At 70.8% G+C, this 26,068-nt stretch carries 24 protein-coding genes and 1 pseudogene; 12 read left to right on the top strand and 13 right to left on the bottom strand.

All coding sequences use genetic code 11. The annotated features are described in order from the left end of the window. Positions 1-2: 2 nt before the first annotated feature. Complete coding sequence (locus tag FF041_RS32010) at positions 3-1,586, bottom strand: 4-hydroxyphenylacetate 3-hydroxylase family protein (RefSeq protein WP_153525965.1); 1,584 nt, start codon at positions 1,584-1,586, stop codon at positions 3-5. Between the two features lie 296 nt (positions 1,587-1,882). Between FF041_RS32010 and FF041_RS32005 the strand changes: the two genes are divergently transcribed. Together FF041_RS32005 and FF041_RS32000 are read left to right on the top strand one after the other, a co-directional pair. Further along, a complete protein-coding gene (locus tag FF041_RS32005; RefSeq protein ID WP_407698215.1) occupies positions 1,883-3,067 on the top strand; it encodes an acyl-CoA dehydrogenase family protein in 1,185 nt (394 codons plus the stop codon). A 117-nt stretch (positions 3,068-3,184) separates the two neighbouring features. Then, the gene (locus FF041_RS32000; protein ID WP_153480993.1) at positions 3,185-3,619 is read left to right on the top strand and encodes an SgcJ/EcaC family oxidoreductase; all 435 of its coding nucleotides are present in this window, start codon (positions 3,185-3,187) and stop codon (positions 3,617-3,619) included. 259 nt (positions 3,620-3,878) lie between these two features. On the opposite strand, the gene FF041_RS31995 is transcribed toward FF041_RS32000, so the two are convergent. The 3 genes from FF041_RS31995 to FF041_RS31985 form a co-directional block, all read right to left on the bottom strand. Next, positions 3,879-5,129, bottom strand: coding sequence for a cytochrome P450 family protein (locus tag FF041_RS31995; protein ID WP_153525963.1), 1,251 nt, complete (start codon positions 5,127-5,129; stop codon positions 3,879-3,881). Between the two features lie 97 nt (positions 5,130-5,226). Continuing rightward, complete coding sequence (locus tag FF041_RS31990) at positions 5,227-6,090, bottom strand: phytanoyl-CoA dioxygenase family protein (RefSeq protein WP_153525962.1); 864 nt, start codon at positions 6,088-6,090, stop codon at positions 5,227-5,229. 79 nt (positions 6,091-6,169) lie between these two features. Beyond that, a complete protein-coding gene (locus FF041_RS31985; RefSeq protein WP_153480996.1) occupies positions 6,170-6,442 on the bottom strand; it encodes a phosphopantetheine-binding protein in 273 nt (90 codons plus the stop codon). Between the two features lie 200 nt (positions 6,443-6,642). Here FF041_RS31985 and tap point away from each other — a divergent pair, with 200 nt between their 5' ends. The 4 genes from tap to FF041_RS31965 all read left to right on the top strand — a co-directional run bounded on the left by tap (position 6,643) and on the right by FF041_RS31965 (position 11,766). Beyond that, the gene (gene tap / locus FF041_RS31980; protein ID WP_153525961.1) at positions 6,643-8,952 is read left to right on the top strand and encodes a telomere-associated protein Tap; all 2,310 of its coding nucleotides are present in this window, start codon (positions 6,643-6,645) and stop codon (positions 8,950-8,952) included. A 9-nt stretch (positions 8,953-8,961) separates the two neighbouring features. Then, on the top strand, positions 8,962-9,516 hold the full coding sequence (tpg, locus tag FF041_RS31975) for a telomere-protecting terminal protein Tpg (protein WP_153525960.1): 555 nt from the start codon (positions 8,962-8,964) through the stop codon (positions 9,514-9,516). Between the two features lie 282 nt (positions 9,517-9,798). Continuing rightward, complete coding sequence (locus tag FF041_RS31970) at positions 9,799-10,551, top strand: putative adhesin (RefSeq protein WP_153525959.1); 753 nt, start codon at positions 9,799-9,801, stop codon at positions 10,549-10,551. 135 nt (positions 10,552-10,686) lie between these two features. Beyond that, positions 10,687-11,766, top strand: a complete 1,080-nt coding sequence (locus FF041_RS31965) for a hypothetical protein (RefSeq protein WP_153525958.1) — start codon at positions 10,687-10,689, stop codon at positions 11,764-11,766. On the opposite strand, the gene FF041_RS31960 is transcribed toward FF041_RS31965, so the two are convergent. Further along, positions 11,724-12,977, bottom strand: a complete 1,254-nt coding sequence (locus FF041_RS31960; RefSeq protein WP_153525957.1) for an MFS transporter — start codon at positions 12,975-12,977, stop codon at positions 11,724-11,726. The genes FF041_RS31965 and FF041_RS31960 overlap by 43 nt on opposite strands. Positions 12,978-13,239: 262 nt before the next feature. Between FF041_RS31960 and FF041_RS31955 the strand changes: the two genes are divergently transcribed. From FF041_RS31955 to FF041_RS39600, 3 genes and pseudogenes are all read left to right on the top strand, one after another. Next, complete coding sequence (locus FF041_RS31955; protein WP_153525956.1) at positions 13,240-13,827, top strand: GNAT family N-acetyltransferase; 588 nt, start codon at positions 13,240-13,242, stop codon at positions 13,825-13,827. A 247-nt stretch (positions 13,828-14,074) separates the two neighbouring features. Continuing rightward, positions 14,075-14,290: pseudogene (locus tag FF041_RS40460) on the top strand (transposase); the annotation flags it as partial. 319 nt (positions 14,291-14,609) lie between these two features. Then, entirely contained in the window at positions 14,610-14,963 is a 354-nt protein-coding gene (locus FF041_RS39600) for a hypothetical protein (RefSeq protein ID WP_228388760.1), read from the top strand. A 490-nt stretch (positions 14,964-15,453) separates the two neighbouring features. On the opposite strand, the gene FF041_RS31945 is transcribed toward FF041_RS39600, so the two are convergent. The 3 genes from FF041_RS31945 to FF041_RS31935 all read right to left on the bottom strand — a co-directional run bounded on the left by FF041_RS31945 (position 15,454) and on the right by FF041_RS31935 (position 17,958). Next, positions 15,454-16,116, bottom strand: a complete 663-nt coding sequence (locus FF041_RS31945; protein WP_194292255.1) for a peptidase inhibitor family I36 protein — start codon at positions 16,114-16,116, stop codon at positions 15,454-15,456. A 205-nt stretch (positions 16,117-16,321) separates the two neighbouring features. After that, the gene (locus tag FF041_RS31940) at positions 16,322-17,323 is read right to left on the bottom strand and encodes a CU044_5270 family protein (RefSeq protein WP_153525954.1); all 1,002 of its coding nucleotides are present in this window, start codon (positions 17,321-17,323) and stop codon (positions 16,322-16,324) included. Continuing rightward, entirely contained in the window at positions 17,320-17,958 is a 639-nt protein-coding gene (locus tag FF041_RS31935) for an RNA polymerase sigma factor (RefSeq protein ID WP_323393289.1), read from the bottom strand. The genes FF041_RS31940 and FF041_RS31935 overlap by 4 nt, the downstream gene beginning before the upstream one ends. Before the next feature lie 399 nt (positions 17,959-18,357). Here FF041_RS31935 and FF041_RS40170 point away from each other — a divergent pair, with 399 nt between their 5' ends. After that, entirely contained in the window at positions 18,358-18,483 is a 126-nt protein-coding gene (locus FF041_RS40170) for a hypothetical protein (RefSeq protein WP_267133244.1), read from the top strand. 297 nt (positions 18,484-18,780) lie between these two features. Here the strand turns inward: FF041_RS40170 and FF041_RS31930 are convergent, their stop codons facing one another. The 5 genes from FF041_RS31930 to FF041_RS39595 form a co-directional block, all read right to left on the bottom strand. Beyond that, positions 18,781-20,250 (bottom strand): amidase, encoded by a 1,470-nt coding sequence (locus FF041_RS31930; RefSeq protein WP_228388759.1) that lies wholly within the window; start codon positions 20,248-20,250, stop codon positions 18,781-18,783. A gap of 125 nt (positions 20,251-20,375) precedes the next feature. After that, positions 20,376-21,590 carry an MAB_1171c family putative transporter gene (locus FF041_RS31925; protein WP_153525953.1) on the bottom strand — a complete coding sequence of 405 codons (1,215 nt, stop codon included), beginning with the start codon at positions 21,588-21,590 and terminating at the stop codon, positions 20,376-20,378. Between the two features lie 6 nt (positions 21,591-21,596). Continuing rightward, positions 21,597-22,103 carry a hypothetical protein gene (locus FF041_RS31920; protein ID WP_153525952.1) on the bottom strand — a complete coding sequence of 169 codons (507 nt, stop codon included), beginning with the start codon at positions 22,101-22,103 and terminating at the stop codon, positions 21,597-21,599. Positions 22,104-22,138: 35 nt separating this feature from the next. Further along, positions 22,139-22,603: a helix-turn-helix transcriptional regulator gene (locus FF041_RS31915; protein WP_153525951.1), complete on the bottom strand. Its 465-nt coding sequence runs from the start codon at positions 22,601-22,603 to the stop codon at positions 22,139-22,141. A gap of 769 nt (positions 22,604-23,372) precedes the next feature. Further along, positions 23,373-24,194: a cation:proton antiporter gene (locus tag FF041_RS39595; RefSeq protein WP_228388758.1), complete on the bottom strand. Its 822-nt coding sequence runs from the start codon at positions 24,192-24,194 to the stop codon at positions 23,373-23,375. 328 nt (positions 24,195-24,522) lie between these two features. On the opposite strand from FF041_RS39595, the gene FF041_RS31905 reads away from it, so the two are divergent. Next, a complete protein-coding gene (locus FF041_RS31905; protein WP_153525950.1) occupies positions 24,523-24,987 on the top strand; it encodes a CYTH domain-containing protein in 465 nt (154 codons plus the stop codon). Next, entirely contained in the window at positions 24,984-25,886 is a 903-nt protein-coding gene (locus FF041_RS31900) for an NAD(P)-dependent oxidoreductase (protein WP_153525949.1), read from the top strand. Before FF041_RS31905 ends, FF041_RS31900 begins: the two co-directional genes overlap by 4 nt. Positions 25,887-26,068 lie beyond the last annotated feature (182 nt).

Below are 26,068 nucleotides of genomic sequence, written 5' to 3'. Positions count from 1 at the left end.
CCTCAGCCCTTCAGCAGCCCGTTCCGCGCCCCGCGCAGCTCCTCGAACGACGACAGATCCGGCACCGTCCAGCCGTCCAGGTCGTACTCGCCCAGGCACTCGTCGACGAACGCGGTATAGCTGTCCACCTGCCCGTTCGCCATCTGCGAGAAGAGCAGCTCCACCCGGGTGTTCTCATGGTTGCCCGCGTAGTTGCGCTCATAGAGCTCATGCCGGCCGCCGAACTCCGTGCCGACCGCGTCCCACAGCAGCTTCATCACCTTGACCCGGTCCACCGCCTCGGTGCCCCCCGACCCGCGCAGAAACGTGTCGAGATACGGTCGCACATCCGGGTTCTTGAAGTCCTCCGCGCTGGAGTTCACATAGATCAGACCGCTCGCCACATCCTGCTGAATGATCTCCTTGATCCGGGGATAGCCGAGCTGCATGAACCACCGGTACGCCATCCCGTACTGCGTATTCGGCAGCACCGCCCCGTTCTTCCACTCCACCGGATTGCGTGCGGCGGCATCCGAGACCGCCCAGAACAGATTCCGCCAGGCGAGCACCTCGCCTATCCGGCTCTGCACACCGCGGAAATCCTTTGTCCCGGTGATCTCCAAAGCCTTGATCAGCAGACCTGCGATGAATTCCAGCTTCACCGCCAGACGGGTGCAGCCATGGAAGGTGAAACGCTCCACGAACCCCGAACGGGCCGCGAACATCTGGACCTTCCCCAGATGCCCGTAGATGAAGACGTTCTCCCAGGGAATGAGCACCTTGTCCAGCACCAGAATGGTGTCGTTCTCGTCCAGACGCGAGGAGAGCGGATAGTCGAACGGACTGCCCATCACCGCGGCGGTGGCGCTGTAGGACGGGCGGCAGATCAGCTTCATGCCCGGCGCGTCCATCGGCACCGTCGCCACCAGCGCGAACTCCCGCTTCTTCACCGGAAGCCCGAAATGGGCGATGAAGTTGTAGTGGGCCAGCGCACTGCCGGTGGCGACCACCTTCGCGCCGCTGACCACCAGACCGGCGTCGGTCTCCTTCTCGACATGGATGAACACGTCCCGGACCTCGTCCGGAGAGCGATCCCGGTCCACCGGCGGATGCACGATCGCGTGATTCCAGAACAGGACCTTCTCCTGCGACTCCCGGTACCAGCGCCGCGCGTTCTCCGTATACGGGTCGTAGTAGTCCGCGTTCGCCACCAGCGTCCCCAGGAACGACGCCTTGTAGTCGGGACTGCGGCCCATCCATCCGTAGCTCAGCCGCGCCCACGCCGCGATCGCCCGCTGATCGGCGACGAGATCGTCGGCGCTGTGCGGCGTCGTGAAGAAGCTGTGGGTGTAGCCGTCGCTCCCGGTGTCGGTGGGCTTGGTCAGCACCCCGCGCTGCGCCGGATCGTGCAGAGCGTCGTAGAGCCGGGCCGTCATACGGATCGGATTACGGAACGCCGCATGCGTGGTGACGTCTTTGACCCGCTCCCCGTACAGATAGATCTCGCGGTCGTCCCGCAGGCTCTCGATGTATTCGTCACCCGTCAACGGGCGGGTCTTCCGCCGCTCCCCAGCATTTTCGGCGGGGATTTCCTGACGCTCGGTCATCAGATGTCGTCCCGTTCCGTCGTAGGGTGGATTCTCCCTGTAAAGCGGCTGCGACACGCCCGTCGGGTCGGGCCGACGCAAGGACAAAGCGTCCTCCATGGTCGCAGTCGCCGCCGTGCGGAGCTTCTCCGAGATTGCGGCTTCCCTTTCACTCGAACCGGCTCCGGCGCACCCGCCCACACGACGCAATACAGAAGATGCGGGCCCATTGTGCGACTGCGACGGTCGAGCGTGACTATCGCGGACGGCCCATGTCCGGGCCGACGGCCGTGGCGCGTCTTTTCCAGGAGGACATGGTGTTGACAACCGGTGTGCCGGCGCGGGAACAACTGGTTCGCCGCGCAACCGACCTGCGCCCGCTGCTGAGCGGCCACGCGGCATGGGCGGAGGAGAATCGGCGCGTTCACGACGAGTCGATCGAAGCGCTGGCCGACGCCGGCGTCTTCCGGATGAGGGTGCCCGCCCGCTACGGCGGCTACGAGAGCGACACCCGCACCCTCGTCGAGGTGGCCGCCGAACTCGGCCGGGCGGACGGCTCCACGGCGTGGACCGCCTCCGTCTACTGGATCCCGGGCTGGATGGCCGGACTCTTCCCCGACGCCGTCCAGGACGAGGTCTTCACCAGCCCCGACGTCCGGGTCTGCGGAACCCTCAGCCCCGGCGGCATGGCCGCCCCCGCCGACGGCGGCGTGGTGGTCAACGGCCAGTGGAAGTTCATCAGCGGCGCCCTGCACGCCCACTGGCAGATCATCGTCGCCATCCAGCCCACCGCCGAGGGCGTGCCCATGCCCGTCATGGCGCTCGTGCCCATGGCGGACCTCACGATCGTGGCCGACTGGTCCACCGCGGGCCTCAAGGGCACCGGCAGCGTCACCACCGTCGCGCAGAACCTCTTCGTGCCCGCCGAGCGCGTCCTGCCGCTGCCGGTGATCGTGCAGGGCCAGGGCGGCGTCTCCCAGGCGGGCGCGGACTCCCCGCTGCACCGGCCCCCGCTGCTGCCCGTCGCCTCCGCCTCCTCCGTGGGCGCCGTCCTCGGACTGGCCAAGGCGGCGGCCGACGAATTCTTCCGCCGGCTGCCCGACCGGAAGATCACCTACACCGACTACGCGTCGCAGAGCCAGGCCCCGCTGACCCACCTCCAGGTCGCCGAGGCCACCCTCAAGACCGACCAGGCCGAGTTCCACGCCCTGCGCCTGGCCGACCTGGTCGACGCCAAGGCCGCCGAGAACAGCCCCTGGACCCTGCGGGAGCGGGTCCAGGCCCGCGCCGACCTCGGAGCGTTCTGCGGTCTCGCCAAAGAGGCCGTGGACATCTTCCAGACCGCCAGCGGCGGCTCGTCGATCTACAGCGATGTGCCGATCCAGCGCATCTCGCGCGATGTACAGGCGGTCAATCTGCACGCGCTGATGCACCCGAACACCAACAACGAGCTGTACGGCCGGGTCCTGTGCGGCCTCGAACCCAACAGTCTCTACATCTGAGGCACCTGAGGCACCTGAGGCATCTGCGATACCTGAGGTATCTGAGACATCTGAACGAGGGTGCGGCCCCCGGCCGGGGCCGCACCGTCCGCCATCGGCCCACGGACAGGGAGCACCATGACCGCAGCACCGTCCACCACGGACACCGGCGCCACCGTCTCCGACGCGGACCGGGCGGCGGCCGTCGCCGTCCCCGGACGTATCGTCGCGGCCTGGGCGGACCATGACGCGGCGGCCTTCGCCCGGAACTTCACCCCCGAGGGCAGCATGATCCTGCCCGGCTTCTACCGCGACGGCCGGCAGCAGATCGAGGAGTTCATGGCCGCCGCCTTCCAGGGCCCCTTCAAGGGGACCCGGGTCACCGGAACGCCGCTCGCCCTGAAGTTCCTCCGCCCCGACGTGGCCCTTGTCATCACCCAGGGCGGCATCCTCGCCCCGGGCGAGACGGAGGTCGCCGACGAGCGGGCCATCCGGGCCACCTGGGTGATCAGCAAGGAGAACGGCGAGTGGCTGCTCGCCGCCTACCAGAACAGCCCCCGCGACAGCGCCTGACCGGGCGCACCGCCCCACGCCACCGCGCCCCCGGCCTCTCCTCGGAGAAGCCGGGGGCGCGGACGTATGCCGGGTCGTGTCTTCGAAGTCCCGTCTGTCTGGCGTGCCCTGGCACCGCACCTCGCCGCGTTGTCGTCAGTCGCCAATGCTCCGCAGTGGCTCCTTCCTCCGCCTTGCGATGCACGGCACCAGACCCCGCCAGACCCGCCCTCCGGGCGGACGACGCTACTTCGAAGACACTCCCCGGGCGCGAGCGCCGTCAGCCGGCGGCGCTCACCGCGGGCACCGCCGCCGTCAGCCGCACCGGAAGCGCCCGGTGACCGTTCATGATGAACGTCGGCAGCGGCTGGAGCTCCGTCGCGTCGACCGCCAGCGACAGCTCGGGGAAGCGCTCGAACAGGGTGGACAGCCCGATCGTCGCCACCAGCCGGGCCACCCCCGCGCCGAGGCAGTAGTGCGGGCCGAAGCCGAACGACAGATGCTCCTTGTCGGCGCGGGCCAGATCGAACGCGCAGGAGCTCTCCCCGTGCACGGCCGGGTCACGGCCCACCGCGCTGTAGTTGACCAGGATCGGCTCGCCCTGCGGGATCGTCACCCCGTCCAGCTCGATGTCCTCGACGGCGTACCGCAGCGGCAGATGCGCCAGCGGCGACTCCACCCGCAGCGTCTCGTCGATGACATCGTCCCAGGAGGCGCGTCCCGACCGGAGGAGCTCCAGCTGCTCCGGATGGGAGAGCAGCGCCGTGATGGCGTTGTCGAAGAAGTTGATCGTGGTCTCGGAACCCGCGCCGAGGATGGCGAAGATGGTGTCCGTCAGCTCGGCCTCGGACAGCCGCGACCCGTCCTCGTCGCGGGCGGCGATCAGATCGCTGGTGATGTCCTCGCCGGGGTTGGCCCGCTTCTCGGCGACCAGCTCCTCCATCGCACCGCGCCAGTCCCGCAGCACGGACTGCGCCTGCTCCGGGGTGACCGTGGTGTCCACCATCATGTCGATGACCTTGGCCGTCTTGGCGCGCGCGTTCTCGGACATGCCGATGAGGTCGGCCACCAGCAGCGCCGGCAGCGGATAGGCGAACCGTGCCCGCAGATCCACCACCTCACCCGGCGCCGCGCTCTCCAACGCGCTGACCAGCCCCTCGGTGAGCTCGACGATCCGCGGCCGGATCGCCTCCGTACGGCGTGGGGTGAACGCCTTGCCGACCAGCCGGCGCAGCCGCAGATGGTCCTTGCCGTACGCGGTGACCATGTTGTCCATCGCGATCCAGCTGATCATCTCCCAGTCGGGCGGGATCTCGCCGTTGATGAACTTCGGCCAGTGGTTACGGGCGCTCTTGGTGACGTTCGGGTCGGTCAGCACCTTGCGCACATTGGCGTAGTCGTTGATCGACCAGGCGACGACACCGCCGGGGAGCTCCACCTGCGTCGCGGCGCCCGAGGCCCGCAGCGCGGCGGCCTCGGCGTGTATGTCCCGTCCGGTGGGGTCCAGTGCGACGGGGCAGCGTATCTCCATGGAAGTCTCCCGGGTGTCGTGGAGCGTGCAGAAGCGATAACGGGGGCGCGGGCCGCCGCCCCGGCGGCCGGCAGGCCGCGGCGCGCGCCGGACGCGCTCAGGCGGCGGGGGCTTCGACGGCCCCCGGAACACCGCCGTCCAGCACGAGATACTGGTCGGCCATCTCGTACCAGCCCAGACCCGGCGGGCAGCGGTCGTAGCCGAGGAGCCGCCGCACCTCCTCCGGATAGGCCAGCACGGACTCCCTGGGCACCGCGAGGTACTGGTTCTCCTCCTGGCGCAGATTGCCCAGGTCCAGCGCGATCGTCAGTCCGGTGCGCGGAGTGTCCGTGATGTTCTTGCCGCCGCCGTGGTAGACGCCGCCGAGCCAGATCAGCCCCGAGCCGGCCCGCATCTCGGTGGGCAGCGCCTCGTCGGCGCGCGGCGGACGCTCGTCGTCCCAGTGGTGGCTGCCCGGGATGACCAGGGTGCCGCCGTTCTCCGCGGTGAAGTCGCTCATGGCGAGCATCAGCTGCACCCGGCTGGTGGGCCCGGGGTGGCGGCGCAGATGCAGCGCGTCGTCCCGGTGCAGCGGCTGCTTGCCCTGCCCGGTGTGGATCTGGATCAGCTGGGTGCCGCTGATCTGGATCGTCGGCGTCATCTCGACCCGCGAACGCCCGATCCACACCGGCACCGGCTGCTGCATGATCCTGCGCGCGGCCTGGAGGTACAGGGGCTGTGTCACCACGGGCGTCAGCCGGTGGGTACGGGCGAAGACCGAGGACACCCGCCGGGTGCGGGTGCCGTTGTACCAGTCGTCCCCGTAGGCGCGGGCCTCCAGGGAAGGGCCGAGGTCGTGCCAGAGCCCGCGGAGGACGGTCGCGTCGACGAAGTCCTCGACGATCACCCCGCCGTCCCGTTCCAGGATTTCCACGACCTCGTCGAGGTCGGCGTCGGGAGCCACCCGGACCAGACCCGCCATCACCGGTTCACCATCCTCTGCTCGTCGCTCACACCGTCCACCCCGGCCGGCCCTGTTCGTCCTACGCGGTCTACGCGGTCTACGCGGTGACGCCGGCCCGCTCGGCGACCAGGCGGATGAACGTCGACAGGGTGGGGTCCTCCTCGAAGATGTCGCCCACCTCGATCTCCACTCCGAGGTCGTCCTCGACCCGCGCCACCATGCGGACAGCCGCGATCGACTCCCCGCTCAACTCGAAGAAGGTGGCGTCCTCCTGCGCGGCGGCCTCGCGGCCGAGCAGCTCCGTCCAGATCTCCGACACCTTCGCTTCGATCAGCGAGAGGCTGGTGTGCTCAACGAGATCGCCGTCCATGGAAAACCCCTTCGCAGCTTCGGCGGGTGCTCACGGTGGCAGCGTCACACCCGGCCGTCGCACAGGTCATCTCCCGTATTGCGGACCGGCTGGCGTGACCTGGAGCGACGTGGTGCGCGCCGACACCGTGTACGCGCTATGTACGCACTTGGTACGCCGTAAGTCCGCTTCGCACTATGCTGGGGCGGAGGAGGTACGGCATGTCCGAGTTGTTCGACGCGATCGACGCCCTGATCGCGGGCCAGTCCCCGCTGCCCCCGCCCGCCGAGCGCGAGCGGCTGCGCAAGGCGCACGGCCTGACACAGGAGCAGGTGGCGAAGGCCCTCAAGGTGCGCCGGCCGACGGTGGTGTCGTGGGAGAGCGGAAAGACCGAGCCCAGGCCCCCGCAGCGGGAGGCGTACGCCCGGCTGCTGGAGAAGCTCGCCGACCTCTACCCGTCGGCCCCGGACGAGCCCGCGCCTTCGGCAGCAGCGCCGGCCGTGACTCCGCCCTCGGACCCGTCAGCGGCCCCGGACCTGCCCGCAACTCCGTCCGCGCGGCCCGCGCCGGACCCGTCCGCCCTCTCGGGCGCCGCGCCCGTTGCCCCGGCGCCCGCCGCCTCCGCCGCCCCGGACCAGTCCGCACCCCCCGCCCCCGCACCCCCCGCGCTGCCGCACCAGCCCGTGGAACGTATGGAACGTGTGGAACATACCGGGCGGAAGACAGCGCCGCGCCGCCCGCCCGCGACCGGAGCCGCACCCCACCCCACCCCCGCCGCCCCCGCCGCCCCCGCCTCTCCCGTCGCTGACGAGCGCTTCGCCCACGGCCCGCTCGGCGTACTGGACGGCGACAGCGCCTTGTACTGCGTCGGCGGCCTGGTCCTGGACTGCCCCGCCACCACTCTGCCCGCCCTGGTCGCCTGGACCCTGACCGAAGGGAAGCTCGGAGCGCCCCGGCTCCACCCCTCGGGCAAGGACTCCGACCCGCTCATCGTCCTCACCGCCGCCGCCGCCGACCGGCTCGGACTCCCCGAGCGCCTGGAGGACCGGCGCGGCCTGCGACTCCCCCAGGACCACCCCGCCGTCAAACAGCTCACCCGGGCGAAATGGCAGCTCACCCGGCGCGGCTTCGGCCCCTGGGCCCGGATCTACCGCCCCGCCGAACACGGCCGGCGCCAGTGTGTGCAGCTCGCCGTCCTGCCCTGGGGCGCGCTCGACGCCCGCTCCTGGGGCGACGCCGACCGGCTCCCCCCCGCCGACCTCGCCCGGGTGCTCGGCGTCTACGCCTCCCGCGTCATCACCCCGCGCGGCTCCACCGCCGTCTGCGGCCTGGAGACGATGACCGCGCTGCGCCCCGCGACCCGGGCCGTACGGGACGAGACCGGCGCCTGGGTGTCCGGCCCGATGCCCGGCTCACTGACCGAGTCCGTCGACCCCGCGCCGGTCGAGGCCCCCGAAGAGCATCCGGTCGTCGCCGCCCGGTACCCGCGCGGCCATCAGCGCACCCCTGGCGAGGTGCTGGACGAGGAGGCGTTTGACTGGATCCGCGACCCGCAGCTCCTCACCGACGCCGAGTGCGCCCGGAGCCACGCGGTCGGCATCGACGTCAACACGGCGTTCCTCGCCGCCGCGAACCGGCTGACCGCCGGCCTCGGAGCGCCGGTCCACCGCACCCGGCCGGTGGTCGACCGGAAGACGCCCGGCTCCTGGCTCGTCGATCTCTCCGGCATCGAACTGGACCCGCGTCTGCCTTCGCCGTTCACCCCGCACGGCGCCCGCCCCGAAGGCCCCGCCTGGTACGCGACGCCGACCGTCGCCTACGCGGCCGAGCTCATCGACGCCTACCGGCTCCCGGTCGCCGTCGAGCCGCTGGAGGCATGGCTCCGTCCCGGCTCCTCGCCCTATCTGGACCCCTGGTACAAGCAGCTCGCCGAGGCGTACAAAGCCACGATGGCCGACCTGGGCGTCACCAGCGGGCTGTCCGAGGCGGACTTCCTCGCCGTGATGGAGACCCATAAGCGCAACGATCCGCAGCTGGCGGCGGTGCTCTCCGCGATCAGGTCGACGGTCAAGGGCGGCATCGGCAAGCTCCGCGAACGCCCGCAGGGCGCCGGCTACCGGCCCGGCGAGCGGTGGCCCGCGCTGGAGCGGCCGACCTGGCGACCCGACATCCGCGCCGCCGTCATCTCGACCGCCCGGGTCAATATGCACCGCAAGGTGCTCAAGACGGCGCTCGCCACCCAGCGGAACCCCGCCCCCATGGGCCGCGTCACGCTCGACGACGACGCGCTGATCCCCATCGCCCTGCTCTCCGACTGCGCCGTCTACCTCTCCGACGGGCCGAGCCCGCTGGACGTACTGCCGCACACCCCGGAGGGCAAGCCCGCCCCGGGCTCCTTCCGGCTGGGAGTCTCCCCGGGCATGGTCAAACACGAGGGCACCCGGGAACTGCTGTGGGCCGTGCGGCTGCTCGACGAAGGACACAACCCCGCCCGGCACATCAAGGGCGACGACACCGACAGCGGAGAGTAGACGGACACCATGGGCGTTCTCGGCGACAGCCTGAACCGGGCCGAGGAGAACACGGCCACCCGCCCCATTCCGAAGTCGGCGGGCGCGAAGATGCGGTTCCTGGTCAGACGGCTCAAGGGCACCCGGGCCCTCGCGGAACTGCTGGGCATCTCCCAGCGGACCGTCGAACGGTACGTCAAGGACCAGCTCAAACAGCCCCGCCCGGAGCTCGCGGCCCGGCTCGACTCCGAGGTCCGGGCGCGCTGGCAGCCCCGGGTGCGGGACCGGGCGAAGAAGCGGGCGGCCACCGCCACCGGCATCGTCGTCGAGACCCGGGCGCGCTTCGGGTTCACCGCCGCCCCGGGCAGCACCGACGACGGCCGCATCCGGCTGATCACCCAGCACCTCCCCCCGGAGTACGCGGCCCGGCTCTTCGACGCCCAGTCCGACGGCGCCACCGACCGGCAGCTCCAGGCGGTCGTCGCCGAGGGCCTCCAGGAGATCTACTTCAAGGACCAGGGCCGTCGCGCCGAGGGCCTCTCGGTCGAGTTCACCGACATCGACTATGTGGAGCTCGACTTCTGACCCGCCGCTGACCCGCCGCTGACCCGCCGTACGGGCCCGGCCGGCCTGGCCTCCCGGGGCAGACCCCCTGCCCCCGGGTGTGGCCGCGCCGCTCTACCGCCGCCGCGCGCGGTCCCCTAGCGTCGCTGTCCCACCGTGTTCCGCGGGGATTCCGTACCGAGGGGGCGACTCATGCGCGCGCATGAAGAGACACGGGACGGCCATCGGCACCACCGGACCCCGCGGCCGGGCCTCCCGACGACCGCCATGTCATCCGCGGCGGCCCAGCCGCCAGGCGCCCTGATGGAGCTTCAGCGCTCCGCGGGCAACGCCGCCGTGTGCCGGATGCTCGGCAGCCGGACGCCGTCCGTGCAGCGGATGCCGGGCCCCGTCGCCCAGGACGAGCAACCGCAGGCGGGCCCGAGCCAACAGGGCCGGACCGTGATCAGCGGGCACGGGCGGTTCGGCGACAACCAGCTCCTGCCCAAGGACCCCGACAAACCACGCAGCCGCGCCCTCACGGCCACCTTCGCCGTGCCCGAGGGAATCGAACTCGTCGTCTACGCGCCGCCCGGCGCATGGCTGGAGAACGAGGCGGCCAAACAAGTCGAGTCCGGCGACCTGCCGACGGCGGACGACCTCGAAATGGTCGGCCCCAACAACAAGCGCAAGCCCCTGCCCTCCGACTACCCCAAGACGTTCACCGCGGGCCAGCAGGTCATCAACTACAAAGTGATGCCGCTGGCCTCCCAGCATCTGGGCGAAGGCGCGACCACCGTCGACGAAGGCATCACCCTTCAGCAGAAAGTGCGGGAACTCGCCGCGGCCCGCGAGAACCAGGACGAGGACGCCCCGCCGCTGACCGTCCACTACGCCTGCTGCGGTGTCGGCGCCTCCAAAAACCCGGTGATCGACAAGCTCTTCGTACATCGCAACTACACCGTCATCCTGAAGACCACGCCCAAGGAACCGACGCCGGAACCCGAGGCCAAGACCCCGAGCCCGGAGCCCGCGCCGAAGCCCAAGCGCCGCAGAAAGAGCAAGGCGGGCGGGTGACCCGTCCCCCGCCACGGACGCCGGCGGACGGCCCCCGGCAGCGGGTGGCTCGGCGGCAGCGGACGGAAGGGAGTCCGACCACACCCGCATCGGCCCGGCGGCCGGCGCGCGATCTCCATCGGGCAGGATGGAGGGATGTGGGAGGGAAGACTCGGCGGGCTCTTCGGACGCAACCGGCGGCGGACGGCCGAACTGGCCGGGATCGAAGCCGAGATCACGGCCTTCGGGACCGCCGTCGACGAGCACGCCTTCGCACCGGGCCAGCCGGGCGCGACGGACGGCATGCGCGCCGACCTGGCCCGCGCCCTGGACGCGTACGACGAAGCCAAGCGGGCCTTCACCGGCGACCGCGACCGCGCGGACGCGCTCGATGTGCTGCGCGCCCTCGACGAAGGGCGGCACGCGCTGGCGTGTCTCGACGCCCGCCTCGCCGGAGCGCCGCTGCCCGCCCGGCTGCCGCGCTGCTTCTTCGACCCGCGCCATGGACCGTCCACGACCGAGGTCGTCTGGTCGCCCGCCGAGGGCGCGGCCCGCCGTATCGCCGTCTGCGCCGCCGACGCCGTACGGCTGGCGGACGGCCGGAGCCCGATGGCCCCGCCGTCCCGGACCCCCGCTGCCGTACGGACGCGGAACGCCCTGCCGCCCGCCCCGCGCGGGGACCGGGCCGGCCGGGAGACCGCCGGCGCGGGCCCGGGGCTCAGCACTCCCCGTATCGTCCTCCCCGTCGTCGGCGAACCGGCCGTACTGGTCTTCCGCACCGAGCACCCCACCCGGGTCACCCTCGGCTTCGACGCGCCGAAGAAGCACGGCCCGCCGATGACCTACGCCCTCACCGGCGGCCCGGACCCCGTCGTCGCCCTGGTGCCGCTGGTCCGGTCCGGCAACAGGAGCGTGGTCCGTTTCTCCGTCGACTTCCCCCAGCACGACCACAGCCCCTGGCACGCGCGTTCGGAACCCCTCGACACGGTCCCCGTCTTCGACGACTCCGTACACGGCCATGGCTACGGCCTGCTGCACTACACCGGCGAGCCCGGCCCCGCCGTCCTGCGGCACCGGGGCCGGGGCCCCGTCCAGCTCCAGGCCCTGGACGGAGACCTCGCCGAGGGGACGGCGGTGGCCGCGACGAAAGGCGACGGCGCCGCCGCCTTCGTCTGGCCGGGGCCCGGCTTCTATCAGGTGCGCTCCAGGGGCGCCTGGGCGCTGGCCCGCCGCTGAGACGGACGGAGCGTACGGGCCCGGTGGGCGATCACCCCGGCGGCGAGCAGCGCGGGAAGCGCCGCGACGGCGAAGCACACGGCCGCCGGCAGCCGGTCCACCAGCAGCCCCACCGCGGCCATGCCCACCGAAGTCCCGGCGTTGAACGCGGTGTTGGCCCAGGCACCGGCCTGTGTGCGACTGCCGGGCTCGACCGACTCGTCGGCGAGCAGATAGGCGGTGGTGATAGCCGGCGCGACGAAGAGCCCGGCCACCCCGGCGAAGGCGACCAGGACCCGTACATCGGGCGAGAGACCGGCGGCCGTCAGGGCCACGCCGAGCGCGGCCAGAAGCGCCGCGAGCCTGGTACGGCCGGAGGAGCGCCAGGTCACCGCGCCGTAGGCCAGACCGCCGGCCGCGCCGCCCGCCGACAGCGCGGCCAGCGCCCAGGCCGCCGCCGCGCCCTGCCCATGCCGTTCGGCGAAGGCGACCACCAGCAGATCCAGGGCCCCCAGGCTGAGCCCGAGCGCGGCCATCGCCAGCACGGCGTGCCGCAGCCCGGCCGCGCGGCGCAGCAGCATCCGGTTCCGGCGGACCGGGGCGGCGGCGGGGGCCGCGGCGGGTGCCGCCGTCCCCGCCCCGCGCGCGGCGGGGGAGAAGGCCAGCGCGAGCGCCCCGGCCAGGACGAGCCCGGCGCTGACCGCCACCCCCGCGGCCGGGACGGAGAAGGTGACCAGCAGCCCCACCAGCATCGGCCCGGTGACGAACAGCAGTTCTTCGGCCACCCCGTCCAGGCTGTACGCCCGCTGGAGCAGCGCGCGATCCGGTATCAGGGCGCTCCACAGGGTCCGCATCACGGGCCCGAGCGGCGGAGTGCAGGCGCCGGCCGCCACCGCCAGCGCGCCCAGCCTCAGACCGGACGCACCGGGCTGCCAGGTGGCATGGGCCAGTGCGGCGAGCGGCAGCGCGTAGGCGAGCGCCATCGGCGGCAGCGCCCGCCGGGGCCCGTAACGGTCGATCAGCGCGGCACGGGCGGGCGAGAGAAGGACACTGGCCGCCCCGAACAGGGCCATCACGACGCCGGCGACGGAGTAGGAGCCGGTGGCGTCCGTGACCGCCAGCATCAAGGAGAGGGCGACCATCCCGTAGGACAGCCGTCCCAGCAGCGCGGCGCCGAAGGCACCGGGCGCATGACGGGTACGCAGAACAGCGGAGTACGAAGGCGAAGACATGAGAGGTTCCTCGGAAGGCAGCGCGACGCGAAGGCGCTGAAGACGTGCGGGGACACCGAAGTGCCGCACCGGTGAAGGCGGGTGCGGTCAGCGCGGAATCCTAGACACGGAGGAGGAACACGGGCGTCACCCTACTCGACGCCGCACGGCGGCGACCAGCCCTTTTGATACGGGAGTGGGCTGGGCCGACGTGTCGGCGGGGGATGGCCCGGGGCGGCGGGGTCCTCTCCCGGCGCACCGCGGTCGGGGGATGATGCCGGGTATGAGCCTCGCGATCACACCCGTCATCCCCGCGGGGAGCCTCTCCGCTGCCGCCCAGCCCTCGCTCCCCTCGGCGGACGGCGAACTGCTGCTGCGCCCTTGGGCACCGGGCGACGAAACCGTCCTGCTGGCCGCTTACCGGGACGCGCTGATCGGGCGCTGGCATATGCGCAGAGTGGACTCGCCTGAGGAGGCCCGGAAGTGGATCGCGACCTGCGGCCGGCAGTGGCGGGAGGAGAGCGGGGCCCAGTGGGCCGTCACCCGCGCCTCCGGCGGCGAGATCCTCGGCCGGATGGCGCTGCGCTGGATCGATCTCGCCCAGGGCCTCGCCGAATGCGGGTACTGGATCCTCCCCGCCGCCCGCCGCCAGGGCGTCGCCCACCGCGCCCTGATCACCCTGTCCGGCTGGGCGCTGGACGAGGCCGGGTTCCACCGCCTCGAACTCGCCCACTCACATCTCAACGAGGCGTCCTGCCGGGTGGCCGTCAAGGCGGGCTTTCCGCTGGAGGGCGTCCGGCGCAGCGCGCATCTGCACCGGGACGGCTGGCACGACATGCACCAGCACGCCCGCATCCAGGGCGACGCCTGAGCCCCGGAGCCGCTGTGTACGCCGCGCGGCGGTCGCCGACCGGTACTGCAGCGGCACCAGCGGGTGGGGAACCCCGACCACGTCGTCGAAGCGGTGCAGAACTACCTGACGTCCCAGTCCCCCGGCTTCTTCGCCTGAGCCACCTGCAGCCCAGGGCGGCGGCCGAACCACTCTGCTGCTGTCCCCCGGGCGGGCGCTACCAGGGGCAGTAGCTCCGGCGGTTGAGGACAGCCGCGGGCATGAGCGGGTGGAAGACCCGGCCCAGTTCCTCCCGGTCGATTCCCTTGTTGAATGCGGCCAGCGGAATGGCACCGACGTCCGCCAGTGCGCGCCCGCCGGCCTCGAACGGGGAACAGCGGCCGGAGGGCGTCCTGCACCGTCCCGGTGGAGGCTGGTGGACGGTGTGCGGTGGTGGTTGCGGGCCGGTGTCCCATGGCGTGACCTGCCGTGTGAGTATGGGCCCTGGCAGACCGTTTGCGGACTGTTCCGCACGTGTCAGCGGCAGGGGGTGTGGGCCCGGCTGCTGATGTTGCCGCAGGCACGGGCGCATCGCCTGGGAGGTCAACTGCGGGGCCCACCAGCACGCGACCGGTGCCCGCCACGATGGCACCGGGCAGAAGGAACCGCCCGGCGAGGTCGGCCACGAGCCGGACGATCACGGGCCGAACGATCACGGGGCGGGTTCATCACGGAGATCCATCCGGTGTGCGAGCAGGGCCGGAAGCCGTTGCCGCCACTGGTCACGGCTGGCCAACGGGGCGCCGGCCCGTTGGCTCGAGGCGGTGCTCGAAGCCATCCGAGTGCCCGAGCCCGGCGGTGGCCGCCCCAGACGCAGACCCCTGCGAGTGCGGGGAGACAAGGCGTACTCCTCGCACGCCAACCGCGCTTACCCGCGCAGACGCGGAATCCGGTGCACGACCCCCGAACCGGCCGACCAGATTCGCAACCGCAAGTGCCGCGGCCGCGATGGCGCCCGCCCGCCGGCTTTCGACCGGCAGAACTACACGGCACGTCACGCGGTGGAGTTCGGGATCAGCCGCCTCAAGCAGCACCGGGCTGCCGCGACCAGATACGACGAGCCCGCCGTGCGTTTCGAGGCCCCCGTTCACGTCGCGGCGATCAGCCAGTGGCTGTGAACCACCGGCCAGCCGCCGGGCCGTGCCATCCTGACCACCGGAAACGAGCAGCACACGCAAAAGGGCGGAGGGTCCGGGGCTCGCCGACCGCTACTGCGCCGACAGCGAGAACGGCGACCACATCGACGACCCGTCCGATGACGCCTTGTTCATGCTCATCAGCGATCTGAACGGCACGGACGACACCTTCGTCCTTGACAGCGTCTCGCAGCCGCTCACCGGTCGCCTCGCCGCGGGTGGCTGCTCCCATCCAGTTGTTGAGGCGCTGCTGCACGAAGGCGATCCACGTCCTTACGGACTACGGACTCGCCGCAATCACGCAGAGTAGCCCGCTGCCCGGCCAGGGGTCGGGCGTCACGCTCGGCCCCTGGCGGCGTCTTTCGGCCGCCCGGGTCTCGGGCCCGGACTCACCGTGTACACGCACGGCCAGGGTCGGCGCGATGGTTCTCCCTCTGCGCCGGCCCCGGCCAACTTGTCAGGCGCGCGTGGGTTACATTTCGATGTAGTCGGCCTTGTCGTTCCAGTTGCCGCCGGTCGGGTAGCCGACGTCAGTGAACTTGTAGCAGTAGAGGTTGCCGAGAGCCATGTACGGGTCGGGCATGGCGGTGCGGGCGTCGTAGACGAGCGCGCCGCCGATGTTGCGGTTCACGCATCCGGAGCTCGCCTTGTCCCGGAAGTCCCAGTCCCCGAGCTTCTTGGTTCCAGCGGCGGACCACTGCAGTCGGCGACCCGTGTAGTTCGAGTGCTCCCACAGGCAGACCCACCCGTAGACGCAGTCGCTGGAAGCTGTGGGCCCGATCCCCTTCTGTGCTGACTTTGCCGCCCTGTCCGCCGCCGCGGCGGCGGGAGCGATCTTGGCCAGCTGCCGGTTCGCCTCCTCGACGGTCGCGTAGCAGTAGACCTTGCCGTCAGGGACCTCGGTACATGCCTGAGCACCCTGCCAGCCGTCCGCGAGGTTGATGTCTCTACCCTGGTAGGAGGCGATGACGGGCTTGGTCTGGTTGAGGCGCTCCTGCAGCTGAGTCTCGGCCTCCGGAGTGAGAAGGCCGACCTCGGGGGCTGGGCCCTCGGGCAGCGCCGTCGCCGTCGCCGCGCCGACCGCCAGTGCGCAGAGGGCTGCGGCAACGGTGACTGCAGATCGCGAGATTCGCATTCCTATCCCCATGTGATTCCTATGCTCGAGTGGAGCGGCCTCAGGAATCACACAGGAACGAGCGCGTTGTGTCGCCGTCCTGCCGGTGATCAAGCCCCAGGTTGTCTCAACCGGAACGGTTGCGGGACGCTCCCCACCGTGCACACCCGCACCAGACGGCACCGGTCCGCGTGCCGTTGACGGACAGGCCCGCGGAGCGCACCCCTTACAGGGAACGGCCGGCCTCGCTCACGACGCCGTTCTTGACGAGGGCGAGGGAGGTCACGACGCTGCCCGCCTTGCCCCAGGCATTGTCCTTCACCAGGACGGTGCGTTCACCGAGGAGACGCATGGTGCTCTTGTCGAAGATCCACTCGGTGCGCTCGCCATCATGTTCCCGGGCGACAGCGACCCCGTGGCGCCCTGCGGCGTCCACAGCCTCGGGGACGGTGACGACCCCGGGGATGAGGGCCGCGGCCCGGTAGAGCGCAGCGGCGGTTTCAGGAGGCGCCACCGAGCCCCGCAGCAGGTCACCGATGGTAACGAACGCCTCTTGGTCCGGTCCGGTGGTGGAGTCCGATCCCGCTCCGTGACTGCTCTCGGTCTCTTGATAGATTCTCTCGATGAGCGCTTGAGGGTCGGTTGGCAGGGCTGCCAGGAATTCGTACGTCGGCGCGTTGAGATTCCCCTTACCCGGAACACCGGGCAGAAGCGTGTCCTTGCCGTTCTTGCGCTCCAGGGTCCGCTTGCTGCCGTCCACGGACATCCACTGCTCCATGTCCTCGCTCTCGCGCAGGCGCTCCGTCCGACTGTCCTCATTCTCGGACAGAACAGTCGTGTGACCGACGATCTTGACGTAGGTGAATCCCCGCGGAGTCACCTTTGGAAGAGCCTTCGCACCAGCGGCTAGGGCTGCCTTCTCCAGCAGCCGCACCGACGCGACCGACGCCGACGGTGCATCCTGATCGTCACCCGTGCTGAAGTCGAGTCCTCCCAGCGCGGCGACGGCCACACCGGCGGCCGTGACCGTGGCCAGCATGACAGCCATACGCCGCCTCGGCCGCAGCACCAGACCGAAACCCTTCACCTCACGCTGCGCGTCGATCTCGTTCAGAAGATGATGCCGACGCACCCGCACCCGTTCGGGCGCCGGGCCCGGGCAGGGCACGGGCGGCAGTACCTCCGCCGCATGTTCAATCTCAGCTCGCTCCTGCTGCTCCCGATTCATGATGTGCTCCTCCCCTGCAACGAACGAACTTCTGTCGCCCGACTGTCTGGTACGTGTCCGTTGCCGCCCCGCGGTTCCGCCGCCCGCGCGTTGGCCAGTTCCTCTTTGACCAGTCCACGCAGCTTCTCCCGTGCCCGCGACAGCCGGGATCGGACGGTACCCACAGGGATCCCCAGTGCTTCGGCGGCAGCCGCGTACCCCAGGTCCGACCACACGACCAGAGCGAAGACCTCGCGCTCACCCTGCTTCAGACGGTTCAGCGCCCTAGCCGCCGCGGCCAGTCTCTGGGAGTCGATCAGTTGCCCGACCACCATGTCCGAGAAGTCAGGCAGCGGCTCCACCGGCGGCAGACGCGACATGGCCACACGATGCCGACGAGCGGAGCGGGCGGTGTTACGGAGCACATTCGTCGCGATCCCCAACAGCCAGGCCCGTATGTTCCTCACTTCCCTGCGCAGCTTGTCACGCTGCCGCCAGGCCTCCAGAAACGTGAGCGACATGACATCCTCGGCCACAGCCCAGTCACCCGTCGTACGGACAGCATGTGCATAGATCACACGGGCGTGTTCGTCGAAGATCGCGGCGAACGCTGCCCGATCACCGGACCGGATCCGGTCATTCAATTGCGAGTCCACACAGACAAGTGTCCGCACAGCCCCACCGGTTCCACTCACCGACGAAGTACTTCCCACTGGTCCACAAACACCACAGTCCTCAACCCGGAGCTGGACCGGCCGGCGGGGGAGCGGGAGATCCCGAGTACTCCGCTGCGCCACGACCGTGCCGTCCTCGCGGGCGCCGTGCTGACCGCGCAGTTGTGTACCTCCTGCCGCACCACTGGCCGCGAGCCGTGCGACGGGGTGGCGCATCAGCAGCCCGCGATGCCCGAGCACGGGTGCCGGCCACAGCGAGCAGCCCACACCGGGGCTGCTCCCGGCGGGCGGTGGTGCCGTCAGAACGTCACCTCTGTTAGCTCCAGTAAAGATGAACGCCATAGCGGTGGTTTGTTAACCCGGGGAGTAGGGGTTGAGGTGGTGTCCTCTGTCGACCGCGTCGAGCAGAGTTTGGAGTTCGCCCGCAGCGCGGACGAGGAAGAGTACGTCGAGACCAGCCTGTTCCCCGCTGGAAGCGCCCACACGGTCGCTGTGCGCGACACCTAGATGAACGGCACCGGACCGGTCCTCGACTTCACCGCCACAGCCTGGACCGCTTTCGTCACTGACCTGACGATGAGCGACGACCCCACCGGCGGCGTGCGGTATCCCACCGAGTACCCGTGCAACAGGAGTGAGCCCCTGGTGCAGGAGCCGCTATGCACCAGCACGCCCGCATCATGGGCGCCGCCTGAGACCCGGAGCCGCTGTACGCTGCGCGGCCGGGCGGGCTACGGGGCCGGAACACTGGGCAGGGTAAGGCGGGCTACGGGGACGGAGTACCGGACGCCGTCCCCGTACCGGTCACGGCCGGCCGCGCGCGGGGGCGACGACCGGCGGCGGCAGCAGCTCGGCCAGCCGCGCGGCGAAGGCGATGACGGTCCGGTCGGCGAGATGGGGACCGACGATCTGCACACCGAGAGGGAGCCCCTCCCGGGTCGTCCCCGCGGGCACGATCGCGGTGGGAAGCCCCGCCAGACCCGTGAGATTGGCCCAGGTCGTCTGGGACCAGTAGTCACGGCGCTCGCCGTCGACGGTGATGAAGCGGTCCGGTACGGGCACCGAGCTCTGGTCCGCCACGGCCGCGGTCGGCGCGGCGGGGGTGATCAGGATGTCGTGCCGGCTGAAGTAGTCGGCCCAGCGCCCGCGCAGCTCCTCGCGCTTCTCGTTGGCGATCAACCAGTCGCGGTGATGGAGCGTCCGGGACCTCAGATAGAACGCGTAGGGCGAGGCGTCGTCGGGCGCCAGCTTCCCGGCCCGCTCCACCTCGCCGTGGAAGTCGGCGTCGGACGCGGACGCGGTGGACGTGGCGAACATCAGGGTCTGGAAGGCCCGGTCGGACTCCGCCAGGTCCGCGGGCCGGGAGACGTCGTCCACTTGTGCTCCGGCGGTACGGATCAGTTTCCCGACGCGTTCCAGCAGGGCCCGGGTGGCGGTGTCGACGCGGCAGCCCGGATCGTCGGCCCAGATGCCGACGCGATGGTCGCGCAGCCGGGCGAACCGGGGGCGGGGCAGCTCCAGACGCCAGGCCGGCGCATCGGTGGGCGCGGGGCCGGCGAGCACCTCCAGCAGCAGCTCCAGATCCTCCGCACTCCGGGCGAGCGGACCGAGCGTCATCAGATCACTGCTGGTCAGCCAGCCAGGCGGCCGGGGGATATGGCCCCGGCTGGAGATGAGGCCATGGCTGGGGCGGAGCGCGTAGACACCGCAGTAGTGGGCCGGCAGCCGCAGCGACCCGGCCAGATCGCTGCCGACTTCGAGGCTGCTGAGCCCGGCGCTGACCGCGGCGGCGGCCCCGCCCGATGAGCCGCCCGCGGTCCGGGTGGGGGAGAAGGGGTTTCTGGTGGTCCCGAAGACGGTGTTGGAGGTCTGGATGTCCGCGCAGTAGGCGGGGGTGTTGGTCTTGCCCATGATGACGGCCCCGGCCTCTCTGAGGCGGGCGACCGCGTCGGCGTCCCGTGCGGGGATGTGCTGGTCGAGCGTGGGGGAGCCGCTGGTGGTGCGCATCCGGACGGTCTCCAGCGAGTCCTTCACCGTGATCGGCAGCCCGTGCAGCGGACCCAGCGGCCGGCCGGTGCGGGCGAGATGCCGGTCGGCGCGGACCGCTTCGGCGCGGGCGCGCTCGGCGTCGAGGGTGACGACGGCGTTGATGTCCGGATTGACGGCCGCATGGTGCTTCAGCAGCAGCTCGACCAGCTCGACACTGCTGATCCGGCCTTGCCGCAGGGAGTCGGTCTGGTCCCGGGCGGATGCCAGGTGGGGGGTGCCGTGCATGGGGGGCCTTCCGCTTCGGGAGGTTCGGGAGCTACGGGAGCTACGAGGGGTTCGGGAGGGGACGAACAGGGGGCCGGTCAGAAACGCGGTGGCGGAGGCCGACGCGGTGAGAAAGGCACGTCGTATCACCGCTCGACCCCGCTGGAGGCCGGTTCGGCTGCCCTGCGGGAGCCGGCGGGGGCGGTGAAGAAGTCCGCGATGAGCAGGAGAAGCTTCATGTCCTCATGGGCGGTCGGTGCGGGCTGGCGGGCGAGGGCGTAGTCGGCCGGTTCGCCGACCGGACTGCGCCGGCTGTGACGGGTCAGCGCGCAGCGGATCTGATCGGCGGTGACGGCCGCCGCCAGATCGGGGTCCCGCAGCCCCGCCGCGAGACAGCGGGCCTCGGCGGCGACGCGTACCGCGGGGTCGAGGAAGGGCCGCAGCTCGATCATGCCGTCGCGGATCTCGACCGTCCGCCGGTAGACATGAAAGCCGACCGAGCGGAAACGGATCAAGTCCGCGACCGGGAGCCGGGGCCGCAGCAGGGCTATGGACGGCTCGGCCCGGTACAGCGCCTTCCAGAGCGTGTGCAGCCGCCAGTAGACGACATGGTCGGCCGCCCAGGCGCGCAGCGCCCGCGAGCGGAGGACGAGGGTGGGGAGAAAGTAGCCGGTCAGGGTCAGAAAGGCCCCGATGTCGCCGCAGATCCAGGCGACCGGCTCCAGCGCCGTGACACTGAAGCCCAGTACGCTCCCGAGGACGCCGGCGATACGGATCGCGCTGTACCCGAGGGTGATGACCGCGCCCACGGTGATGACGCGAAGACCCCGGACGACCCAGATGTCCCGGGCCTGCCGGGCATGCCGCCAGCAGGCGCGGGCCAGATAGACCTCGCCGAGCGAGTAGACGCCGATGTAGAGCGTCAGATACGCCTTGTAGTAGGGGTCGTGGACGTAGTACAGGGAGAAGCCGGTGGGCCGCTGGACGGCCGGGGTGAGCAGGCTGAAGAGCACGGCGAGCGAGCCGATGACCACCACCCCGGCCAGGACGAAGTTCCGGGTGTGCCGGCGGGCCTCGGCGGGGGGCAGCGCCCAGTGGGCGAGGACGCTCGTCTGGCAGACGAGCAGCGCCATCACACAGCTCTGCGCCAGCAGGGCGGCGATGTTGGTCACCCCCAGCGCCCTGTCGACCCCGATCCAGACCGGAGTGATGGAGAGGGCGAAGCTGCTGGCGGAGAAGAAATAGACGAGGCTCAGCGCGACCAGCGCCGAATCCCTCCGGTCCTTCCTCAGGTCCCGCAGCAGGAACAGAAAGCCAAGAGTCGCTATGACCAGGCACAGCGGGTGAAGTATGTCCTTCATTTACCTTCAGTCCCTCTGGCGCAGAAAGGTCTTCGCCACCCGGTCGGCCGTCAGATCCCCGGGCTGAGCGTTCACCGGGATACGAGAGGCATGGATGTGCTGTTGCAGATACGAGCCCACCAGTTCGGCCTCCTGCTCCTCGATCTCGTCGTAGTCCGTCCGGCCGAGAACCAGCTCGATGACGGAGGGATCCATCATCTGGATCAGCCCCTCGGCGTTCGCGGAGGAGTACCCGGGAACTCCCCGGTGCTGCTTCAGCATGTGGCCGAACTCGTGGGCGATGATGTGATCCTGATGCGCCCGGCTGGTCTGGGGGTCGTAGAAGACGTAGTCCGTCGCCCGCGTCGCTATCCACATGCCGCACGGCGCCGACAGACCGATCTCGGCGGGCTGCAGCTGTAGGGAACGCCCCGTGCGGCGCTCCAGCTCGGGCACCAGATCCCGGATGCCCGCCACGGGGGGCAGCTGGAGACTTCGCACGAATGTCCGGCAGGCGCGTCGGGTGCGCCGCATGGGTTTCCTCCCGGCGTCGAGAAGCGGCGTGGGGCTCAGGGAGCGGGCTGATCCGGTTCGACGGGCAGCCCCTCCAGTGCGCGGACTCGGTCGATCATGGTCTCGACGGCGCTCATGCTCTCCGGCGACAGACCGACGGCCCGCAGCGCGACCCGCTGCACCCCGGCCTCGCGCAGGCGCTCCAGCGTATTGAGCTCGACTTCCACCCGGGTCGCGACGGCCTCGTCGAAGAAGTATCCGGCCGGGACCCTGAAGAAGCCCGCCAACGCCTCCAGATGACGCATCGTCGGATTGTCGCGGTGCCCCCGCCGGAGTTGCCAGAGATACGTCCCGGACACGGTCGGCCCGCCGCGCTCCTTCAGCAGCGCGGCCACCTCGTCGTTGCTGTAGGGGCCGCGGCCGGCCGGATAGACGACTTCGAAGAGCCGCTCCAGGCGGTGTGCGAGCGACGCTCCGGGGCAGTGCCCGGGCTCGCCGGCCGGTGATGGGGTTTCGATCATCGGTTCAGATTCACCTCTTCTGGCGATCCATCTCAGTTGACTGCATCAGGGTAAGCGGCTTAGGTTCGTATCGCTGTGGCAGCTGAGATGGATAACGGGGGTGCTGCCACAGCAATCATCGTCTGAGCCGTGCCGTGGAGCTCCGGCTCCACGGCGCCGTTCACGGCATCCGTGCTGGATCCTGGGTCGCGCCCGAGACCTTCGGCGGGGCGGGCCCGTCCGGCGGGATACGGCCCGCGGCGGGCATCGCGCCGCGCCGCGCCGCGGGGACGGCCGACGTGACCCGGTCAGTCGGGAGACATCCTGCGAAGACACGGGGGAACACGGGGGAATCCGCGCGCCGCACGCTCTCCCGTATGTGCAAGCCGCACATGTCCGGAGACCCCTTGACAGCTGTAAACGCTGCCGCTCAGAATGCGAGGCATGAGCGAAATGCCTGTGCATTTACCGCGAGATGACATAGAGCCATCTCCCGTGCTCGACGAATTTCGATCAGAATCGTCTGTTTCTCTGGAAGTGCCGCCCGGCACCCCGCACGGCCGGTAAATCACCCCCGGGCGGGCCGCCGCGCGGCTACGGTCCGCTTCACGCTGGTCGCTCCGCAGCGGAACAACCGCTTTCGGCGGCTCTTCGGCCCCGCCCGCCGGCTCGCGTCCCGGCTTTCCGGGCCGCCCGCCGGCACGCCCCATGTGATCGCTCAGTACATGAAGATCTCGGAAAGGGTGCGGTAGGCGTGCAGCTCATCCTTCGAGAACGTCTCGCGCAGGGATTACGTCAGCGCCTCGATGAGCTGGAGAAGACGGGGGTCCTGGGCGATCTCGTCCGGCAGATGCGGGTAGACGGGCAGCTCCATCTCGCTGAAAGGCTTCTTGACGCGCTCGCCCTCCGGAAGCCGTAGATCGTGCACCCTGACCCGGTCCATCGAGCACCGCAGGGCGTCTTTCTTGTCGATCCAGACGAAGAACGGATGGCGGTGCTGTTCGAGGCAGATCGCCGGGGACAGCTCGTCTCCGGTGATGCCGGAGCGCTCCCGCAGATGGATGCCCGGGTGCTCGATGTCCTCCCTGGCGAGAAGCCGCTTGACGGCGGCCACGGCGCCGGGGGACGTGGGGGCCCGCTGGATGGTCGCCTTGTCCTCGCCCTCGAAGACGAACTGGTGGTCGCGCCGGACGTTGTGCTCGTCCTCGCGGCCGGACAGCTTCTGTACGTCCAGCAACTGCGCCAGGCCCAGACCGGCGGCGAACGGCAGAACCAGCCCGGAGACGGCCACAAAGGTGATCGTGCGTCCCTGCGCCGCGCCGCCGCGTACGCGCAGCTCCGCACCGGTGAGATAGACGAGCAGCAGCAGACCGATGGTGTGGAAGGCGCCGAGGACATGAGCCGTCGCACCGGACGGCGGGAACAGCCACTGCTGGGCGTCGGGGGCGAACCAGCCCAGCACCGTGGGACCGAGGACGAGACCGCCCACGATCTCGCCGATCACCCGGGGCTGCCGCATGACCCTGAAGAGCTGGCCGCCGAGCTGCGCCATCGTCATCAGAGCCACCACGGCCATCAGGACATGGGCGGTGTCACCGGGACCGAGCGACATCCGCTACCGCCCCCCGTGGGAGCCGCGCACTCCGCGCGCCGTCCAGGCCGGCGGGCGCCGGGGAAGCGGCGGCGGCTCGCTGTGAGAGTTCTGCACGGTCATTCGGTCGATCGCCTCCTGAACCGGGCTGCAACCTGTTGTGAAGCATCGGCCTTTCTAGCCAACTCGCCATGGTCGGCGACAGGTGCTCTTAGGTACGGTCTTCCGGAGGTAGCCGATCAGCCACTCCCGGCGGACCGCACATAAGAGCACCTGTCTGAATCCTGGGAGAGCAGCCGATCATTGGCGTTCATCGCCCCCATCGAGACGACACCGAGGCTTGGTCGACATGCAGGTGGAAATCGAGCGGAAGTTCCTCATCCAGCAAGACGACGCCTATCGCGATCTGCCTGCTGTTCCGGTCCGTCAGGGATATCTGGCCCGGGGATCGGACGCGGAAGCCCGAATCCGCAGTGAGGGAACGGACCTCTCCCTCACGGTGAAGAAGGGGAGCGGACTCGAACGGCTGGAGTTCGAGGTGACCATCGACAGGGAGCAGTTCGACGCCCTGTGGCCGGCGACGGAGGGCTGCCGGGTCCGCAAAGCGCGCCGCGCCGTTCCGCTGGCCGGCGGACGGACCGCGTACGTCGATGTGTTCGAAGGCCATCTCGCCGGGCTGATCACCGCGGAAGTGGAGTTCCCCGACAGGCGGGGCGCGGCCTCGTTCGAGCCGCCCGCCTGGTTCGGCGCCGAGGTGACCGGCGACAAGCGGTACTCGAACCAGGTGCTCAGCAGCGAGGGGCTGCCGCGATGACCCGGCTCGCCGTGATCGGGCTCGGCGCCATGGGCGGCGCGGTGGCCCGCCGGCTGGCCACCGCCGGTCACGAGGTCCTGGTCTGGAATCGCACCCCGACCGCCGCGGCCCGACTGGCCCGCCCCGGGATCGTGCCGGTCGCATCCCCCGCGGAGGCCGCCCGCCGGGCCGACGCCGTCCTGGTGCTCGTCGCGGACGACCAGGCTCTCGCCGACGTCGTCCAGGGACCGGACGGGATCGCCGCGGGCGCCGCCGCGCACCCTGCCGCCGTCATCCAGATGTCGACGGTGTCCCCTGCCCTGAGCCGCCACCTGGCGGACCAGCTCCCGGCGGGCGCCGCGCTGCTGGACGCGCCCGTCATGGGAAGCCCCGACGCGGTCGAAGAGGGCAGGGCGACGGTCTTCGCGGGCGGGACCCCGCAGGACGTGGAGTCATGGCGGCCCGTCCTCGCGGAAGTGGGCCAGGTCCTGGTGACCGGCCCGGTCGGCTCGGCCACCGCGGCCAAGCTGGTCGCCAACTCGTCCCTCTTCGGGACGGTCGCCCTGCTCGGCGAGTCGGTGGCGCTGGGGCAGGCCCTGGGGCTTGACCCGGACACCGTCTTCGCCGTAATGGCCGCTACGCCGCTGGCGGCGCAGGCCGAGCGCCGCCGCCCCTCCCTGGAGAAGGACCGCTATCCGCCCCGTTTCTCCCTCGGGCTCGCCGCCAAGGACGCGGGGCTGATCCTCGACGCGGCGCGCGCCCAGGGCGTGAACCTGCGCATCGGCTCGGCTGTCCGCGCCTGGATCGCCGAAGCCGAGACGCGTGGCTACGGCGCGCAGGACTACACCGTGCTCCTGCGCTGCGCCACCCGACCGGACGGACCGGGTGCCGTACGGCGGCCACCCGCGTCCATGACGTGACCGGCGCCCCGACAGGGAGCCGATGAATCGCCCTAGGAGACCCCGTGGCCGCCCCCACCTTGCTCCCACTCCCGCACCCGCTCACTGAGCTGTCCGGCGAGACCTCAGCCGACGATTCGGGGGCCGAGTTGCTGCGGACCCTGACGGATCTGACGGTTGATCTGCCGGACACGGATCCGGGG

This window comes from Streptomyces jumonjinensis (genome assembly GCF_009600885.1).
Classification (GTDB): Bacteria; Actinomycetota; Actinomycetes; order Streptomycetales; family Streptomycetaceae; genus Streptomyces; species Streptomyces jumonjinensis.
Note: the sequence above shows the minus strand (reverse complement) of the source record. Positions and strands in the feature narration are given on the sequence as shown.